Raw genomic sequence first — 17,696 nt, forward strand, 5'->3', positions numbered from 1 at the left:
TCGCGTTCGCCGGTGTTCACAGCAGGATCCGGAGCGGGTGTTCGAGCACGTCCACGAACTCCTTCAGCCACTCGGCCGCGGTGGCGCCGTCCACCGCCCTGTGGTCGACGGCGAGGGTCAGCCGCAGGACGGACGCGACGTCGACCGCACCGTCCTCGACGACCGCTTCCTGCCGCACCGCGCCGACGGCCAGGATCGCGGCCTGCGGCGGGTTGATGATCGCCGCGAAGTCCTCGGTGCCGTACATGCCGAGGTTGGTGATCGAGATCGTGCCGCCCTCCAGTTCGTCCTGCCGGAGCTGGCGCTCCTTCGCGCGGGCGATCACGTCCTTCGTCGCCGCGGCGACGCCGCTCATCGACAGGGACTGCACACCGCGGACCACCGGGGTGACCAGACCGCCGTCGGTGGCGACGGCCACGGCGATGTCGACGTCCGAGAAGTGCCGGATCGAGGTGTCGTCCCACTGCACGTTCATCGCGGGAACGCCCGTGTGCGCGGACGCGATCGCCTTGACGAGCAGGTCGTTGACCGACACCCGCACGCCCTGACCGGCGTTGATCTGCTGCCGCAGTGCGAGCAGCGCGTCGACGCGTGCGCTCCCGCGCAGATAGAAGTGCGGCGTGTTCCGCTTGCTCTCCGTCAGCCGGCGGGCGATGGCCGCCCGCATCCGCGTGTTGGGGACGTCCACGAAGCGCGCGCCGGCCGCGGGGGCCGGACGGGTCGCGTTCTCCGCCCCGGTCTTCGCCGACGCGGTCGCCTCCTCCTGCTGGGCCGGCCGGGCGGCGGCCGCCTCGACGTCGGTGCGCCGGATGCGTCCGCGCGGGCCGCTCCCCGTCACGGCGTTCAGATCGACGCCGAGTTCGCGTGCGAGACGTCGCGCCAGCGGACTGGCGAAGAGGCGCTCGCCCCCGTCGCGTGCCGCCCCGGTGGGCGCCGGAGCGACCGCGCCCGCCGGCGCCGAGGCCGCGGAGGCGGCCACGGGAGCCTCTCCGCCGCCCAGCGAGGCCACCAGTTCGTCGACCGCGGACGCCGGCTCGTGCGGCGCTCCCCAGACCGCGATGGGCGTACCCACCGGCACCGTGGTGCCCGCGTCCACCAGGAGGCGCAGGAGGACGCCGTCGCTCTCGGCCTCCACGTCGACCACGGCCTTCTCGGTCTCCACCGTGACGATCGAGTCGCCCGCCGAATAGGGGGTGTTCACACCGACGTTCCAGCACTCCAGGATCGCCTCCGCGGTGTTGGCGGCGATCTCGGGCATGCGCAGCAGCTCAGCCATTGTTCTGCCCCCGCGTGATCTCGCGGAGCTTGGCGACGACTTCCTCCGTGGAGGCGAACGCGGCGCGTTCCAGCACCTTGCTGATGCTCGGCGACGCCTCGCCGCCCGTCACCCGTTCGATCGGGGCGTCGAGCCAGTCGAACAGCCGTCGATGGATCTCGTCCGCGAGCCAGCCGCCGTAGGAGGTGCCGAGGGCGCCCTGCTCGGCGATGAGCACGTTGTTGGTCTTCCGCACCGATCGCGTGATCGTGTCCCAGTCCAGGCTGGCCCGGTCCAGCCAGCGCAGGTCGACGACCTCGGCGTCCACTCCCGTCCGCTCGACGGCCTCCAGCACGGCCGGCGTCATCGCGAGATAGGTGAGGATGGTCAGGGCAGCGCCCTCACGGCGTACGGCGGCCTTGCCGACCGGCAGGTGGTGGTCGTGGTTGTCCGGCAGTCCCGGACCGGTCGAGTTGTACAGATCGACGTGTTCGAGGACCACGACTGGGTCGTCGCAGGCCAGGGCGGTGTTCATCAGGCCGACGTAGTCGAACGGCGTCGACGGCGCGACGATGCGCCAGCCCGGCGCCGTCGCGAAGATGCCGGCCGGGTCCATCGAGTGCTGCGACCCGTAGCCGGTGCCGGTGGCGACCTTGCTGCGCAGGACGAACGGCACCTTGCCCTCGCCTCCGAACATGTGGCGGGCCTTCCCGATCTGGTTGAACAGCTGGTCCGCCGCCACCCACATGAAGTCGGCGTACATGAACTCCACGATCGGGCGGAACCGGCCGTCCAGGGCCAGTCCTCCCCCGAGGCCGGCGAACGCGTTCTCCGATATCGGCGTCCCGATCACGCGGTCGGGGAACGCCTCGCTCAGGCCGCGGGTGGCGCCGTTGGTGCCGCCGTTGAGGCGGTGCACGTCCTCCCCCATCACCACGACGCGTGGATCGGTCTCCAGCCGGCGCCCCATCACCCCGGCGACGGCGCCGATGAACGTGACGTCGGTCAGGTCGCCGGCGAAGTCCCCGGCGTCGGTGAACTCGATCCCGGCCAGCTCCGACAGGTCGCCCCGGACGCCCTCGTCGACGAACGCCGGGTCCGGCCACTCCGAGGGCACGATCCGCCGCTCACCCGGCTTGCCGCCCGGCCGCGGTTCGAGGATGACGTCGCCGAGCTCGATCATGAGGCCCTTGGCGCGCTCGATCGTCTCGGCGACCGCCTTCTTGGTGAGGATCCTGCGGCGCACCAGGTGTCGCACGATGGTGTCGAGGGGGTCGCGGGCACGCCACTGCGCCTCCTCCTCCCTGGTCCGGTAGCGGAACGCCGAACCGGCGAAGGGACCGTTCTGGTGGAAGTAGCGGTAGACATCGGCCTCGATCATCGTCGGGCCGTCGCCGCCCCGCATGTGCGTGAGGGCCTGCTGCGTCACGAGGTGCACGGCCAGCGGATCCATGCCGTCGACCTTCCAGCTCCGGATGCCGAAACCCGGGCCGCGGCCGGACAGCCGCGGCTCCGCGGTGACTTCGGATACGTGGGTGGACACGGCGTACAGGTTGTTCTCGACGAAGAAGCACAGGGGCAGTGACCACGCCGCCGCGAGGTTGAGGGTCTCCAGCGTGGATCCGATGTTGATCGCGCCGTCGCCGAAGAACGTGAAGGCCACCGCGTCGGTGCCGGCCTCCTTGTGCGCCCAGGCGGAACCGGCCGCGAGCGGTACGCCCCCGCCGACGATCGCGTTCGTCCCGATCGCGCCGGCCTCGTGCCACTGCAGGTGCATGCTGCCGCCCCGGCCGTGGCTGAAGCCGCGGTCCAGTCCGCAGATCTCGCGCAGACTGCGCAGGAGCACGGCCCGCACGTCCTCGGGGAACGGCTTCGTCGGCTCGATGCCCTTCGGATGCAGATGGGCGAGCGCCTTGGCGAGGAACTGGTGATGACCGCGGTGCGAGCCGTTCACGGTGTCCTGCGACGTCAGGGCGAAGCACGCGCCGACCGCCCCGCCCTCCTGGCCGATGCTGGAGTGCGCGGGACCGTGGATGAGCCCGTCCGCGGCGAGCTCCAGGACGTACTCCTCGAAGGTCCGGATCAGCACCAGCTGGCTGAACATGCCCGTCAGGAGGTCCGGAGCCGCGGCGTCCCAGTCGTCCTGGGTGACGACGAACTCCGACCACGCGGCGTTGGCTTCGAGTGTGTTTTCCGCAGGCATCGGGTGCCCCCTTCGATCAACCGGAGTGCATCGACCCTGTCACAGAGTTGGATCCAATGACAAGGTTCTGCTCGACAGATTGCCGCACGGACGGGACCATTGCGGCAGTGTTCGGATCCAAAGGAGGAAGATCATGACTCTGCCCGGCCTCATGCGCCTGGACCACATCGGCTTCACGGTGCCGGACCTGGACCAGGCGCACGCATGGCTCGTGGACGTCCTCGGCTGCGAGTACCTGTACTCGATCGGCCCGTTCAGCGCGACGGACGACTGGATGGCGGAGCACCTGAACGTGGACGCGCGCACGGTCATGCGCCGGCTGAGCTTCTACCGGTGCGGCGAGCAGGCGGTGTTCGAGGTCTTCGCGTACCAGGCGGACGCGCAGCGGAAGGCCGTCCCGCGCAACAGCGACGTCGGCGGCCACCATGTCGCGCTGTACGTCGAAGACCTCGACGACGCGGTGTCGTTCCTGAGGGCGAGGGGCGTTCCCGTGCTCGGCGACCCGACCGCCAGCGCCGGGCCATCACAGGGGCAGCGGTGGGTCTACTTCCTCTCGCCGTGGGGGATGCAGTTCGAGCTGGTGTCGTATCCTGAGGGCAAGGCCTTCGACCGCGACCCGTCACAGTTCAGAGGTGACCGCTCTTGACCCCCGCGCAAGCTCGCGATCCGCGCGGGTCGGACAGCGTCAGGAGCCAGCACATCGCGGGCATCCTCCGCGAGGAGATCCTCGCCGGCCATCTGACGCCCGGCACCTGGTTGCGCCAGGACGAGATCGCGGCGCGCCTCGGCACGAGCCGGATCCCGGTCCGCGAAGCACTGCGGATCCTGGAGTCCGACGGCCTCACCGAGTCGTTCCCCAACCGGGGCTCCCGGGTGCCGATGCTCAGCCTCCAAGAGGTGAACACCTACTACCGGATGCGCGAGCGCCTCGAGCCACTGACCCTGGTCGAGTCCCTCCCCCATCTCGCCGATCACCAGATCGAGCGCCTGGAAAGCCTCCAGGACGAGATCGAGAACCAGGGCGACGTCAGCCGGTTCCTCCTGCTGGACCGCGAGTTCCACATGACCACCTACGCGGGGTGCCCCAGCGACCACCTGCTGGCCATCACCGAGCGGCTCTGGAACTCCACCCAGCACTACCGCCGTGCGTTCATGGTGCTCGCCGACCCGGACCGGGCCACCATCGTCAACGCCGAGCACCGGCTGATCCTCGACGCCGTACGGCGCCGCGATCCCGAGGACGGCGAGCGGTACCTGACCGGGCACATCCGTCGCACGAGGGTCCAACTCACGGCGCACCCGGAACTCTTCACCGAGAAGCACTGACGCGAGCGGGACACCGGAGCTCCCGAGGAGCGAACCGGCGTCCCGCCCTGCGCGGAGCACGCTCGGCCGCGCGTTCCGAACCCCCGGTCCCGGCAGCGATACCCGCGCTTGAATGTATCCAACTTGAGGCGATGAAGGACGCACGCGCCACAACACCCTTGGCACACCATCCCGGTGGAGCCTACAGTGGATCCAATCAAGGCTCATGGATGCCCACGCCACGAGGAGAGCGCCGTGCCTATCGCCACCGTCAACCCCGCTACCGGTGAGCTCGTCGAAAAGTTCGCTCCACTCACCGAGGAACAGGTCGACCAGCGGCTGACGCGGGCGGAAGCCGCGGCCGCGACGCTCCGGGCGACCGGCTTCGACACCCGCGCCCGGTGGATGCGGGCCGCCGCGGACCTGGTCGAGGCCGAGGCGGACCGGACGGCGCCCATGCTCACCGTCGAGATGGGCAAGCCGATCGCGCAGGCCCGCGCGGAAGTGCTCAAGTGCGCGCACGCGATGCGGTTCTACGCCGACAACGCCGAGACCCTGCTGGCCGACCAGCCGCTCGCCGACCCGCGATCGGTCAAGGCCTCGGCCGCCTACACCTCCTATGAGCCTCTCGGCGTCGTCCTCGCCGTGATGCCGTGGAACTACCCGATGTGGCAGGTGATCCGCTTCGCCGCTCCGGCGCTGATGGCCGGCAACGTGGGCCTGCTCAAGCACGCCTCGAACGTCCCGCAGTCCGCGTTGTACCTCGACATGCTCTTCGAACGGGCGGGCTTCCCCGGCGGGTCGTTCCAGGCCCTCCTCATCGGTGCAGCCGACGTCGAAGCCGTCGTCCGCGACCGGCGCGTCGCCGCCGTGACGCTCACCGGGTCCGAGCCAGCCGGGCGGTCGATCGCGGCGATCGCGGGCTCGGAGGTGAAGAAGGCCGTACTGGAGCTGGGCGGGTCAGACCCGTTCATCGTGCTGCCCTCCGCCGACGTCCGCGCGGCGGCCCGGACCGCTGTGACCGCGCGCACGATGAACAACGGCCAGTCGTGCATCGCGGCCAAGCGGTTCATCGTCCACACCGAGGTGTACGACGAGTTCGTCGAGGCCTTCGTCGCGGGCACGAAGGCGCTGACCGTCGGCGATCCGCTCGATGAGGACACCGAGATCGGGCCGATCGCCACGGAGTCCGGCCGGCGCGAACTCGCCGAACTGGTCGACGACGCCGTCTCGCAGGGCGCCGTCCTGCGCTGCGGCGGGTCCGCGGTCGGTACCGAGGGGTGGTTCTTCGAGCCGACCGTGCTGGAGGAGGTCACCCCCGCGATGCGGGTGTACCGGGAGGAGGCCTTCGGTCCGCTGGCCGTCGTCCACCGGGTCGACGACATCGCACAGGCCGCGGCGCTCGCCAACGACACCACCTTCGGCCTCAGCTCGTCGGTGTGGACCACCGACCCCGACGAGGAACGGTTCCTGATCCCCCGGCTCGAGGCAGGCGCCGTCTTCGTCAACGGCATGAGCGTCTCCTACCCCGAACTGCCGTTCGGCGGCGTGAAGGACTCGGGCATCGGCCGCGAGCTCGCCGCGGAGGGCATCCGGGAGTTCTGCAACCTCAAGACGGTCTGGAAGGGCTGACGGGAGCCGCTCCCGCAGAGCACGAGCAGGACGCCCGCCGACCGGCGGGCGTCCTGCTCGTGCTCAACGTGCCATTTTGGCCCAGCGGTTCAGCGTCCCGCTCTTGTCGTCATAGGTGAGCCAGGTCCCGTCGCCGAGCGGACGCACATAGCTGTCGACGTCGCCCGTGGGATACCCGACCCTCCCGCGTATCTCCAGGCTGTGCGCGTCGAGCAGCCAGTGGCGGGCCTGTTCCGGATCCTCTGCGGAGTCGATCGTCGAGGCGATGACCGTGTCGGCGTCCACGAAGCCGCAGCCGTAGTCCCAGCGGGGCGGGTCCTCGCCGTCGGCCGGATCGGGCGAGACCTCGGCGAGTACGGTGCCGTCCAGAGCGTGCAGTTGCAGGTCCCACCCGCTGTGCTCGACGGTCAGGAAGCCCGGATGCCCCGCATGGACGTCCATCAGGATGCGGTCCATGCCCTCGTTGAGGTCCCAGCCGGTCAGCTCGCCGCCGTCCCGGCGCGCCCAGTGCAGCAGGACGCCGTCCTGGCCCATGCCGATGCACAGGCCCATGTGGACACCGTCCGGGTGGGACAGATGATGCGAACCGGATGCCGCGCTGCCCAACGGCAGCCGGGCCAGCTCCCGTCCGTCCCGGGCGTCCAGGACGACCCAGCGCTCCTCCCAGCCGCCTTCCGCCGGCTCGACCACGACGTGCGCCCAGACGAGCCGGCCGTCGTCCGAGACCCGGCAGGATCCGTGCTCGTGACCGGCGCACACCTCCTGCTCGTCCCCCGTGTGCGGGTGGCCGATCGCGGGCCCCCAGCAGGCGTGCCGGTACTCCCACAGCGTCTCGCCGCCGCTGCCCACCGCCCGTACCGCGCGCTGGCCCGAGAACACCGCGAACGTGCCGTCGGGACTCACCGAGTGGACGCCGCGGTCCCACCCGGGCCAGGGAAGGGGGAAGACGGCGGCCGGCACGCGCTCACCCGCGAACACCTCGCCCAGGTCGTGGACCTCCAGCTCCCGCCCGTTGCCGAGCAGGGCGCGGCACGCACCGCCCCCGCGGCTCTCGAACGCGAAGCCGTTGACGAGTGCGCCCCCACCCGGCAGCCGGACCGAGTCGCGCAGTTGTGCGGTGATCGACATGGCCCGACGGTAGCGGACCCCACCGACAGCGGGTCACAGGACCCTGAGGATGTCCTCGACGCGGTCCTTGGCGTCGCCGAAGAGCATGGCGGAGTTGTCGCGGTAGAAGAGGGGGTTCTGGACCCCGGCGTAACCGGAGGCCATGGAGCGTTTGAAGACGATGACGTTCTCGGCGTTCCAGACCTGCAGGACGGGCATGCCGGCGATGGGCGAGCCCGGGTCCTCGGCGGCCGCGGGGTTGACGGTGTCGTTGGCGCCGATGACGAGGACGACGGCGGTGCCGTCGAAGTCGTCGTTGATCTCGTCCATCTCCAGCACGATGTCGTAGGGGACCTTGGCCTCGGCGAGCAGGACGTTCATGTGGCCCGGCAGCCGGCCCGCGACCGGGTGGATGCCGAAGCGCACGTCGACGTCGCGCTCCCTGAGCTTGCGGGTCAGCTCGGCGATGCCGTACTGGGCCTGGGCGACGGCCATGCCGTAGCCGGGGGTGATGATCACCGAGTCGGCCGATCCCAGGAGCTCGGCGACGCCCTCGGCGGTGATCTCGCGGTGCTCCCCGTAGTCCTTGTCGTCGGCGGGGCCGGCCTCGATGCCGAACCCGCCGGCGATCACCGACAGGAAGGACCGGTTCATCGCCTTGCACATGACGGAGGACAGGTAGGCGCCCGAGGAGCCGACCAGGGCGCCGGTGATGATCAGCAGGTCGTTCTCCAGCAGGAATCCCGACGCCGCGGCCGCCCAGCCGGAGTAGGAGTTCAGCATCGACACGACGACCGGCATGTCACCGCCGCCGATCGAGGCGACCAGGTGCCAGCCCAGGGCCAGCGCGACGATCGTGACCGCAACCAGCAGCCACAGCGCCGGGTCGATCACAAACCACGTGGTGAGGACGGCGAACGCGGCCAGGGCGCCCAGGTTGAGGAGGTTCTTGCCGGGCAGCATCAGCGGGGCCGACTTGATCCGCGCCGAGAGCTTGAGGAACGCCACGACCGAGCCGGTGAAGGTCACCGCGCCGATGAAGACGCCGATGAACACCTCGGCGGAGTGGATCCCGAGTAGGTCCTGGGCCCTCAGTGCCTGGGCCTCGGCACTGCCCGGGCCGTCCAGGGCGGCCTCCACGTGCAGGTAGCCGTTCCAGCCCACCAGCACCGCCGCCAGGCCCACGAAGGAGTGCAGCAGGGCGATCAGTTCGGGCATCCCGGTCATCTCCACGACCCGTGCCCGCCACAGCCCGACGGCGGCGCCGACCGCCACGGCGCCGATCATCAGGGCCAGACCGGCTCCGGAGATGTCGTGGTCGATCGCCAGCACGGTCGTCGCGGCCAGGGCCACCGCCATGCCGCCGATGCCGAAGGTCTTGCCGGCCTTGGCGGACTCGTGGTGGGACAACCCGGCCAGTGCCAGGATGAAGAGCAGGGCCGCGACGATGTAGGCCGCCGCCGCGCCGGTCTCGACGGTCATCAGATCAGACATGGCAGAGCCCCTTCAGCTTCTCGAGAACATGGAGAGCATCCGGCGGGTCACGGCGAAGCCACCGAAGATGTTGACGGAGGCCAGCAGGATCGCGATCGTCGAGAGCGCGGTGACGCCCCCGCCGTTCGGGGGCCCGTCGTGCCCGATCTGCATCAGGGCGCCGACCACGATGATCCCGGAGATCGCGTTGGTCACGCTCATCAGCGGTGTGTGCAGGGCGTGGTGCACCTGCCCGATCACGTAGTAGCCGATCACGATCGCCAGCGCGAACACCGTCAGGTGCCCCAGCAGCATCGGTGGTGACAGGGCGGCGAGCAGGAACAGCACCGTGGCGCAGACGCCGACCACGGCGAACCGACGCCGGGCCGGCACCGGTCGCCTGCCCTGGGAGCCGGCCGGCTTCGCCGCCGGGGGCGCGGCCGTGGCGTCCGGGGCGGCGGACACCTGGACCGGAGGCGGCGGCCAGGTCTGCTCGCCGTCGCGCACCACGGTCATCGACCGCTGCACGACGTCGTCGAAGTCCAGCACCAGCCGGCCGTCCTTGGACGGGGTCATCAGCTTCATCAGGTTGACCAGGTTGGTGCCGTACAGCTGGGAGGCCTGCGCGGGCAGCCGGCCGGGCAGGTCGGTGTAGCCGATGATCGTCACACCGTTGTCCGTGACCACCGCCCGGTCCTTGACCGTGCCCTCGACGTTGCCGCCGTTCGCCGCGGCCAGGTCCACGATCACGCTGCCCGACCTCATCGACGCCACCATCTCCGCGGTGATCAGCGTCGGCGCCGGACGCCCCGGGATCAGTGCCGTCGTGATCACGATGTCCATCTCCGTGATCCGGTCCGTGTACAGCCGCGCCGCACGGGTGTTGTAGTCCTGCGACATCTCCTTGGCGTAACCCGTCGCCGACACCTCCACCTCGCCGGCGTCCTCGACCTCGACCGAGAGGTACGCGCCGCCCAGCGACCTGACCTGGTCGGCGACCTCGGGCCGCGGGTCGGTGGCGTACACGACGGCACCCAGGCTTCCGGCGGCACCGATCGCGGCCAGACCCGCCACCCCCGCACCGCAGACCAGCACCTTCGCGGGCGGCACCTTGCCGGCGGCCGTCACCTGGCCGGTGAAGAAGCGGCCAAAGACGTGCGCGGCCTCCACCACCGCCCGGTAACCGGCGATGTTCGCCATCGACGACAGCACGTCCAGCGACTGCGCCCGCGACATACGGGGCACCGCGTCCATCGCCAGCGCCGTGATCGGCCGCCGCGCCAGGTCCTCCACCAGCGCGGGATCGAACGCCGGGCTCATGATGCCCACGACCGTCGCTCCCGGCTTCAACCCGTCCAACTGCTCCGGCGAGAGGGCGTTCACACCGAGCACGACGTCCGCCGCCAGCGGGTCACCGAGTCTCGCGCCGGCTTCGGCATAGGCCTCGTCCGGGAAGCTCGACAGCGCCCCCGCGCCCGGCTCCACCAGGACGTCGTACCCCAGCTTGACCAGCTGGACCACCGTGGCGGGCGTCGCGGCGACGCGCGTCTCGCCACGGCGGGCTTCGCTCACGATTCCGATCAGCATTCCCAGAACTCCAGGTGTCGAAGGTGCAGGGCATTCGGGGGACAGCCGTCACGCCGACCAGGAACGCCATCCAAGACCGGTGGCGGTCTTGGATGGCGTCGGCCCGGGGACCCGCGATCAGGCGACGGGCTTCGACAACCCGCCGTCGACGCGCAGCACCTGACCGGTCATGTAGGAGGCGTCGTCGGACGCCAGGAACGCCGCCGCGGCGCCGATCTCGGCAGGCTCGGCCCAGCGGTCGAGGCGGATCCCGAGCCCCTTGACCATGCCGGCCCGGACCTCTTCGGCGCTCTTGCCCTGCTGCTTGGCCATGGCCTCGGTCTTGGTGAGCCAGCCCTCGGTCTTCGTCATCCCCGGGGAGATGGCGTTGACCCGGATGTTGCCGGCCGCCGCCTCGGTCGCCAGGTAGCTCGTGAGCGCGACCACGCCCGCGTTCACGATGGCCGTGGGACCGGTGTTCGGGATCACCGCGTGCGCGGTCGCGCCGACGACGTTGATGATGCTGCCGCTGCCGGTCCGGCTCAGGAACGGGAGGGCGGCCTGCGCGACGCGGAGGAACCCGATCAGCTTCGTGTCGAAGGCGGACGCGACGACGTTCTCGTCGGCCTGCTCCAGGGGGGAGGGCGCGAGCTGCGGACCCGCGTTGTTCACGACGATGTCAAGGCTGCCCTGCCACGCGTGCACCTCCGCCAGCGCGTTGTCGACGGACTCCGCGTCGGTGACGTCCGCGACGACGGGGAGCACGTCCTCCGCGCGCCCATCGGCGGTGAGACGACCGGCCGCGGCCTTGACGGCCGCTTCGTCCCTGGCCGCGATCGCGACCTTGGCGCCGCGCTCGAGCAGCGCCTGCGCGATGGCGAAGCCCAAGCCCCGGCTACCACCGGTCACGAAAGCCGTCCGGCCCTCCAAGTTCCAACCTGCGGCCATGTTCGGTTCCTCCAGTCAGCGGCTGATCCTTCTGCCGAGAGTGGATCCGACGCTCGAAGGCCACAGCAAGCAGCGCTAACGCTCGGTTCACAGGCGGACCGACAGGCCGGCTCACACCTACCGGCGGGGTAACGGCGCGCGGCGCACACTGAGCCGTGCGCAGCCTGCTCCGAGGCGAGGGACCGCCAGGTCCCCCACGGGTGCGCGCACCAGACCGTCACCGGTGGTGCGCATGTGTCTCCCCTACCCGCGACTTCCGCATGGCAAAGGACTTGTGATGGCGATTCCGACGTTTGGACCGAACGCGGTCGACTGGGAAACCCGTATCGACATGAACAGGCTCCGCGACGAGCGGCTGGCGCGTCTGCGCGCCTCGTTGGAGCAGTCCGACCTCGGAGCCGTCCTGGCCTTCGACTTCGCCAACATCCGGTACATGACCTCGACCCACATCGGCACGTGGGGCATCGACAAGATGATCCGGTTCTCCCTGCTGGTCAGGGGAGGGGAGCCGATCGTCTGGGACTTCGGTTCGGCCGCCAGGCACCACCAGCTGTACAACCCGTGGCTGGACTACTCGAACGCCCAGGCCGACGGCGATCCGCACGGAGCCCACCACGGAGCCGACGCCCGCAACCCCAGCGGCGCCCGCGCCGGCATCTCGACGCTGCGCGGCGCCATCAACCCGCTGGTCGGGATGGCCGACTCCGTCGCCCGGAAGATCAAGCACGAGCTCGAGCTCTACGGGCTGCTGGACGAGCCGCTCGGCGTCGACGTCATCGAGCTCCCGGTACTGGCGGCCCTGCAGAACGCGGGCGTGACGGTGGTGGACGGCCAGCAGGTGTTCATGGAGGCCCGGCGCATCAAGACCCGCGACGAGATCCATCTGCTCACGCACGCCTGCTCGATGGTCGACGCCGCCTACGAGAACCTCTACGAGTTCCTCCGGCCGGGTGTGCGCGAGAACGAGTGCGTGGGCGTGGTGGCGAAGACCCTCTACGACCTCGGCTCGGAGTTCGTCGAGGGCGTCAACGCGATCTCCGGGGAGCGGTGCGCGCCGCACCCCCACGTCTTCTCGGACCGCATCGTGCGGCCCGGTGACCCGGCCTTCTTCGACATCCTGCACAGCTACAACGGTTACCGCACCTGCTACTACCGCACGTTCGCCGTCGGCAGTGCCTCGTCCGCCCAGCGCGACGCCTACACGCGGTGCCGCGAGTACATGGACGAGGCGATCAGTCTCGTCCGGCCCGGGGCCACGACGGCCGACGTCGTGTCGGTGTGGCCGACGGCGCAGGAGTTCGGGTTCGCGGACGAGGAGGCGGCCTTCGCGCTGCAGTACGGCCACGGCGTCGGGCTGTCGATCTGGGAGAAGCCGGTGTTCTCCCGGCTGGTGTCCCTGGAGCATCCCGAGGTGCTCCAGGAGGGCATGGTGTTCGCGCTCGAGACCTACTGGCCGTCGAAGGACGGCTGGGGCGCGGCCCGGATCGAGGAGGAGCTCGTGGTGACCGCGGACGGCTGCGAGGTCATCACCAAGTTCCCCGCGGAGGAGCTTCTCGTCACCGGCCGGCGCTACTTCACCGTCTCGGGACCGCTGCCGGCCGAGCGCGACTCCCAGTCGCACCTGAACACGTTCGCGGGGACCCGGACCAAGCACCGGGACGACGCCGCCGGTCTGTGACCGCGAGGGCCGTCCAGGACCTCACACAGCGGCCGGCGCCTTCCCCTCCCCCCTGGGCGGTGGAAGGCGCCGGCCGCCGTGCGGTCAGCGGGTGGTCGCAGGGGCGATGTTCTTGTTGAACCGGAGCAGGTTGTGCGGGTCCCAGGCGGCCTTGACCGCACGCAGCCGCCGGTGCTTGGCCTCGCTGCCGTGCACCCCGCGCCGCCACTGTTCGCCGAGGTCGTCGCTGAGGTTGGCGTAGCCGTTCGTCAGCGCGTGCGGCCGCATCGCCTCGGTGAGGGCCGTCGCCCAGTCGTCGTACTCCGCGTCACGCTCGGGTACGTCCCACTTGCAGATGGCCTCCCACAGCCAGGCGGCACCCTCGCGGGAGAAGGCCGTGGCGTCCTCGTCGCGGTCCTCGGATATCGCGCCGCCCATGAACGAGAGGTTGAGCGAGTAGATGTCGCCGGGCTTCGACGGCACGGTGGCGACGTGCTCCAGCAGTACGTCGACGGCGTCGGCGGACAGCGCCGGCAGATACCCACCCCGCAGGTTCATGCGCATGCCGTAGGGGGCGACCGCGTCGAGCATGCTGTTGGCCCGGACCCACGTCGTCTGCCCGACGAGGTCGGCCAGCGGCCGGCCGAGCGCCGCGAGCGGCTCGACGACCTCGGGGGCCGCGGCGGGTTCCCCGGTGTGGACCACGACGAGGATCAGCACCGGCTTCCCGTGCACCTCCTCGGGCAGCATCGGCGCAGGGGGCGCCGGGGCGATCGCGACCAGCAGTCCCAGCTCCCGCGGGGCCGTGGCCAGCTGGGCCGGGAGCTTTCCGAGGACGTCGGCGGCCTGGTCGAAGGGGAAGATCAGCTGTCCCGCGACGACCTCGGGACCGATCGGGTGCGCGCGGTACTCGAGCGAGGTGACGACCCCGAAGTTGCCGCCCCCGCCGCGCAGCGCCCAGAAAAGCTCGGTGTTCTCGGTATCGTCGGCGCGGACCTTGCGGCCGTCCACGGTGATCACGTCGCAGCCCAGCAGATTGTCGACGGTGGCGCCGTGGCGGCGCATCAGGTAACCGATGCCGCCGCCCAGGGTCAGCCCGGCGACGCCGGTGCTGCTGACCGTCCCCGCCGGCACGGCCAGGCCGTGACGCTGTGCGGCGGCGTCCATCTCGCCGAGTGTGACGCCCGGCTGGGCCCGTACCACCCGGGTCTGCGGGTCGACGGTGACCGCCCGCATCGCCGAGAGGTCGACGACCAACGCACCGCCGGGCATCGCGTAGCCGTCGGAACCGTGCCCGCCGCTGCGCACGGCCACGGGAATGGCGCGTGCGGAGGCGTAGCGCAGGACGGTCGCGACATCCTCCTCGTCGGCACACTGTGCGATCAGCGCCGGGCCTTCGTCGGCGGCACGGCCCTGGTAGAGCGCACGCGCCGTGTCGTACCGGTCGTCGGCGGGGCGCAGCACCGTGCCGCGGAAGCCGGTGGGGAAGTCGGAGTGGGAGCGGGGTTGTGTCGACACGCTCATGAGGCCTCCTGTGTCGGGAACGCACGAGGTAACCGGAAATTCAATTTCCGCTTGCGTCGTCAGGACACTAACATCGGTGGCAAATGAACCCGTTGACACCCCCCGGCGGCCGCCCGCTGCGCGCCGACGCCCGCGAGAACGTCCGACTGATCCTGCAAGCCGCCCGGGAGGTCTTCGCCGACCGCGGCTACGAGGTGTCCATCGAGGCGGTCGCCCGCCGCTCGGGATTGGGGATGGGCACCGTCTACCGCCACTTCCCGAGCAAGAACGCCCTGGTCGAGCGCGTGGCGATCGACGTCATGACGGATACGTCCCTCGAGATCCGGCACGTCTCGGAAGCCGAACCCGATCCCTGGGTGGTCTTCACGCGGGTGGTGCGCTACATCGCCCAGGTCCGCAGCAGCCAGCTGTTCCCCGTCAGCCGGAGGCGGACGATGGAGCCGGGGCCCGAGCTCGTCGCGGCCCGCGAGGCCCTGCTGACCGACTTCGCCGAGGTGGTGGCACGGGCCCAGGACGCCGGGAGCCTGCGCGAGGACGTGACCGTCTTCGACCTCGTCCTCATGCTGAACTCGATCCCGGCCCAGATCCCGCAGGACGGCGGCAGCGACCCCTCGGTGGACCTGGCGGGCCGCCAACTCGGGGTGTTCCTCGACGGCCTGCGCTCCCCCGGCGGGGAGTCGCTGCCGTCACCGGGTGCCGGCCGGCGCGACCTGGACCGGTTCTTCCGTACGCGCTTCGGCCTCTGACCCGGCCCCGGTCGCCACCATCCCAGGCCGTTTCGGATCCATTCGGCCCCGCAGGAGCCAAGATTTGCCCATCAGGCGGTTGAGTTTGGATCCATCTCCTGCCATGGTGGAGAGTGACGGAACCCGGACAGCGCCACCGTGACGGAGCGTCACAGATGTGACGCACAGGGCGCCTTGGGCCGCACCGTGCCCCGGCGAGCGTGACCGGTGGAGCGCCGGCCCCCGGCGGGAACGACACCACGATCCTCCCGCCGGGGCGCCCAGGCGCCTCCTCCTCCCGCGGGCGGGCGGTGAGATCCGCGCCCTCGGGAACCCGCCGCGGACCGCGACGTGACGTCCAGAGCGCCGAAGGACACCATGAGCTCACCCGAGCAAGACCCTCAAGCCAGGACTCCCCCTGTCGCATGGAGCGTGGCGCTGCGGGGTGCGGTACGAGGCAGGGCCATGGCGCAGACGACCACCGCCGCCCTGATCGTCGGCTCGACCCTGTTCATGGTCAACCTGTACTCGCAGGTCAGGGACGGCCCGTTCACCTGGGCACTCGCGGCTCGCACCGCACTGACCTTCCTCGTGCCGTGGCTCAACGCGACGATGGGGATCACGATCGGCCTGCGACGCCCCGGCACTTCACCCCGCCGCCCGGCCCCGCCCCAGGCCACGGCCACTCCCCCGGAGCCCGCCCCACCCTCACCCCAAGCCGGCTGCCTCCAGCCGGGATTCCTTGAAAGGTAATGCCCATGTCACTGGTCCCGCTGCTCACTTCCGACGAGTTCTCCTCGGTCGACCAACCCGCTCTCACCCAGGGGATGCGTGCGTACGGCGAGGTGCTGAACACCTGGGCGGGCATCGGGAACAGTCCCGGCCTGCTCGCCACCTACCTTCCCTTCCTCAGGCAGGTCAACGGACCGGGCTCGCTGGACGGGCGCGTGAAGGAGCTGGTCGCCGTACGCGTCGCCGTGCTCAACCACTGCCGCTACACCACGAGTCACCGCTGCACGTCGGCGCTCGCCAAGGGGGTGTCGGTCGACGAGCTCACGGCCGTCGCGGGCGGCGATCTCGGGGGCTTCACCGAGCAGGAGCGGCTGGCGCTCCGGCTGGCCGAGGAGATGACGGTCTCCCTTCCGGCCGTCCCCGTGGAGAGCGGCCTCACCGGCGTCTCGACGGATGTCCGCGACGAGGCGCAGCAGGTGTTCGACGCGGCCCAACTCGTGGAGCTCGTGATGTGCATCAGCATGTGGAACGCCCTGTCACGCTTCCACCGTGTCATGGCCTTCGAGCTGGACATGCCCGAGCCGCCCGCACCCGTGGCGGCCCAGCTCTGAGACCGCGCGGGATCCGAGGCCGGCCGGACGGGAGTCCGGCCGGCCTCACGCGCATCCGGACGGTCAGCCGGAAATCTGTCCGGCTTCACGCTGCAGCCGGATGAGGAGGGACATGAAGTCCTGCTCACCCAAGCCGGTCGAGATGCACGCCTGGAGCAGTTGCTGCACGACGCCGGTGACCGGCAGCGGGACCCCGCCGGCTGCCGCCGCTTCGAGGGCCAGGTCCAGGTCCTTGCGCATGAGCCGCGAGCTGAACGTCGACGTGTAGTCATCCGCCAGCAGCGGCCCGATCTTGTACTTCACCAACGGTGACGCGACCGCCGAGGCAGCGACGACCTCCAGCAGCCGCTCGCGCTGCACGCCGTGGGCCTCGGCCAGGGCGACGCACTCCGCGAGGAGCTCGGCCGTCCCGGCGACCATGAGGTTGAGGGCCAGCTTGATGATGCGGGCGGCATCCCCCTCGCCGCTGTGGAACACATGGGGCCCGATGTCGCGCAGCAGGCCCTCCACGGACGCGAAGACGGCGTCGTCACCCGACGCGATGATCGTGAGGTTCCCGGCACGCACGACACCCGGGTTCCCGCTCACAGGAGCGCGCAGGTAGCCGATACCGGCGGCCTCGGCTCCGGCGGCCACGTCACGGGACACCTCCACGGAGACGGTGCTCATGTCGACCAGGACCCGTCCCTTGCCGGACGCGGCGTGGGCGAGCCCACCGTCCGGCGCGAGCGCGACATCGGCCAGGGCGCGGGAGTCCGCGACCATCGTGATGCACACCTCCGACCGGTCCCACGCCTCACCGGGGGCGCCGAGCTCGATCGCGCCCTGAGCCACCAGGCCGTCCGCCCTGCCTTTCGACCGGTTCCAGACACTCACCTCGTGGCCTGCGCCGATGAGTCGTTCGGCTATGGCGGATCCCATCTGACCGAGACCCAGCACGGATACGTTCACGTTCATC

At 70.6% G+C, this 17,696-nt stretch carries 15 protein-coding genes; 7 read left to right on the top strand and 8 right to left on the bottom strand.

Annotation, left to right across the window (positions count from 1 at the left end; translation table 11 throughout):
• Positions 1–16 precede the first annotated feature (16 nt).
• Positions 17–1,276, bottom strand: coding sequence for a 2-oxo acid dehydrogenase subunit E2 (locus OG937_11430; GenBank protein WUD72245.1), 1,260 nt, complete (start codon positions 1,274–1,276; stop codon positions 17–19).
• Positions 1,269–3,458 carry a thiamine pyrophosphate-dependent enzyme gene (locus OG937_11435; protein ID WUD72246.1) on the bottom strand — a complete coding sequence of 730 codons (2,190 nt, stop codon included), beginning with the start codon at positions 3,456–3,458 and terminating at the stop codon, positions 1,269–1,271. The genes OG937_11430 and OG937_11435 overlap by 8 nt, the downstream gene beginning before the upstream one ends.
• A gap of 133 nt (positions 3,459–3,591) precedes the next feature.
• On the opposite strand from OG937_11435, the gene OG937_11440 reads away from it, so the two are divergent.
• The 3 genes from OG937_11440 to OG937_11450 all read left to right on the top strand — a co-directional run bounded on the left by OG937_11440 (position 3,592) and on the right by OG937_11450 (position 6,395).
• On the top strand, positions 3,592–4,104 hold the full coding sequence (locus OG937_11440) for a VOC family protein (GenBank protein WUD72247.1): 513 nt from the start codon (positions 3,592–3,594) through the stop codon (positions 4,102–4,104).
• Positions 4,101–4,784 carry a GntR family transcriptional regulator gene (locus OG937_11445; GenBank protein ID WUD72248.1) on the top strand — a complete coding sequence of 228 codons (684 nt, stop codon included), beginning with the start codon at positions 4,101–4,103 and terminating at the stop codon, positions 4,782–4,784. The genes OG937_11440 and OG937_11445 overlap by 4 nt, the downstream gene beginning before the upstream one ends.
• Positions 4,785–5,018: 234 nt before the next feature.
• The gene (locus OG937_11450) at positions 5,019–6,395 is read left to right on the top strand and encodes an NADP-dependent succinic semialdehyde dehydrogenase (GenBank protein ID WUD72249.1); all 1,377 of its coding nucleotides are present in this window, start codon (positions 5,019–5,021) and stop codon (positions 6,393–6,395) included.
• A gap of 63 nt (positions 6,396–6,458) precedes the next feature.
• On the opposite strand, the gene OG937_11455 is transcribed toward OG937_11450, so the two are convergent.
• The 4 genes from OG937_11455 to OG937_11470 form a co-directional block, all read right to left on the bottom strand.
• Positions 6,459–7,523 carry a hypothetical protein gene (locus tag OG937_11455; GenBank protein ID WUD72250.1) on the bottom strand — a complete coding sequence of 355 codons (1,065 nt, stop codon included), beginning with the start codon at positions 7,521–7,523 and terminating at the stop codon, positions 6,459–6,461.
• Between the two features lie 33 nt (positions 7,524–7,556).
• Positions 7,557–8,984: a Re/Si-specific NAD(P)(+) transhydrogenase subunit beta gene (gene pntB / locus OG937_11460; GenBank protein ID WUD78713.1), complete on the bottom strand. Its 1,428-nt coding sequence runs from the start codon at positions 8,982–8,984 to the stop codon at positions 7,557–7,559.
• Between the two features lie 24 nt (positions 8,985–9,008).
• Complete coding sequence (locus OG937_11465; GenBank protein WUD72251.1) at positions 9,009–10,562, bottom strand: Re/Si-specific NAD(P)(+) transhydrogenase subunit alpha; 1,554 nt, start codon at positions 10,560–10,562, stop codon at positions 9,009–9,011.
• 117 nt (positions 10,563–10,679) lie between these two features.
• A complete protein-coding gene (locus OG937_11470; GenBank protein WUD72252.1) occupies positions 10,680–11,489 on the bottom strand; it encodes an SDR family oxidoreductase in 810 nt (269 codons plus the stop codon).
• A 277-nt stretch (positions 11,490–11,766) separates the two neighbouring features.
• Between OG937_11470 and OG937_11475 the strand changes: the two genes are divergently transcribed.
• A complete protein-coding gene (locus OG937_11475) occupies positions 11,767–13,167 on the top strand; it encodes a Xaa-Pro peptidase family protein (protein WUD72253.1) in 1,401 nt (466 codons plus the stop codon).
• 84 nt (positions 13,168–13,251) lie between these two features.
• Here the strand turns inward: OG937_11475 and OG937_11480 are convergent, their stop codons facing one another.
• Positions 13,252–14,670: an FAD-binding oxidoreductase gene (locus OG937_11480; GenBank protein ID WUD72254.1), complete on the bottom strand. Its 1,419-nt coding sequence runs from the start codon at positions 14,668–14,670 to the stop codon at positions 13,252–13,254.
• Positions 14,671–14,753: 83 nt separating this feature from the next.
• On the opposite strand from OG937_11480, the gene OG937_11485 reads away from it, so the two are divergent.
• The 3 genes from OG937_11485 to OG937_11495 all read left to right on the top strand — a co-directional run bounded on the left by OG937_11485 (position 14,754) and on the right by OG937_11495 (position 16,738).
• Positions 14,754–15,416: a TetR/AcrR family transcriptional regulator gene (locus OG937_11485; protein ID WUD72255.1), complete on the top strand. Its 663-nt coding sequence runs from the start codon at positions 14,754–14,756 to the stop codon at positions 15,414–15,416.
• 444 nt (positions 15,417–15,860) lie between these two features.
• Positions 15,861–16,148, top strand: a complete 288-nt coding sequence (locus OG937_11490; protein ID WUD72256.1) for a hypothetical protein — start codon at positions 15,861–15,863, stop codon at positions 16,146–16,148.
• Positions 16,149–16,153: 5 nt separating this feature from the next.
• Complete coding sequence (locus OG937_11495; protein ID WUD72257.1) at positions 16,154–16,738, top strand: carboxymuconolactone decarboxylase family protein; 585 nt, start codon at positions 16,154–16,156, stop codon at positions 16,736–16,738.
• 63 nt (positions 16,739–16,801) lie between these two features.
• Here OG937_11495 and OG937_11500 read toward each other — a convergent pair whose 3' ends face one another.
• Positions 16,802–17,689: an NAD(P)-dependent oxidoreductase gene (locus OG937_11500; protein WUD72258.1), complete on the bottom strand. Its 888-nt coding sequence runs from the start codon at positions 17,687–17,689 to the stop codon at positions 16,802–16,804.
• Between the last annotated feature and the right edge of the window lie 7 nt (positions 17,690–17,696).

It is taken from the genome of Streptomyces sp. NBC_00510 (genome assembly GCA_036013505.1).
In the GTDB taxonomy this organism is placed as follows: domain Bacteria; phylum Actinomycetota; class Actinomycetes; order Streptomycetales; family Streptomycetaceae; genus Actinacidiphila.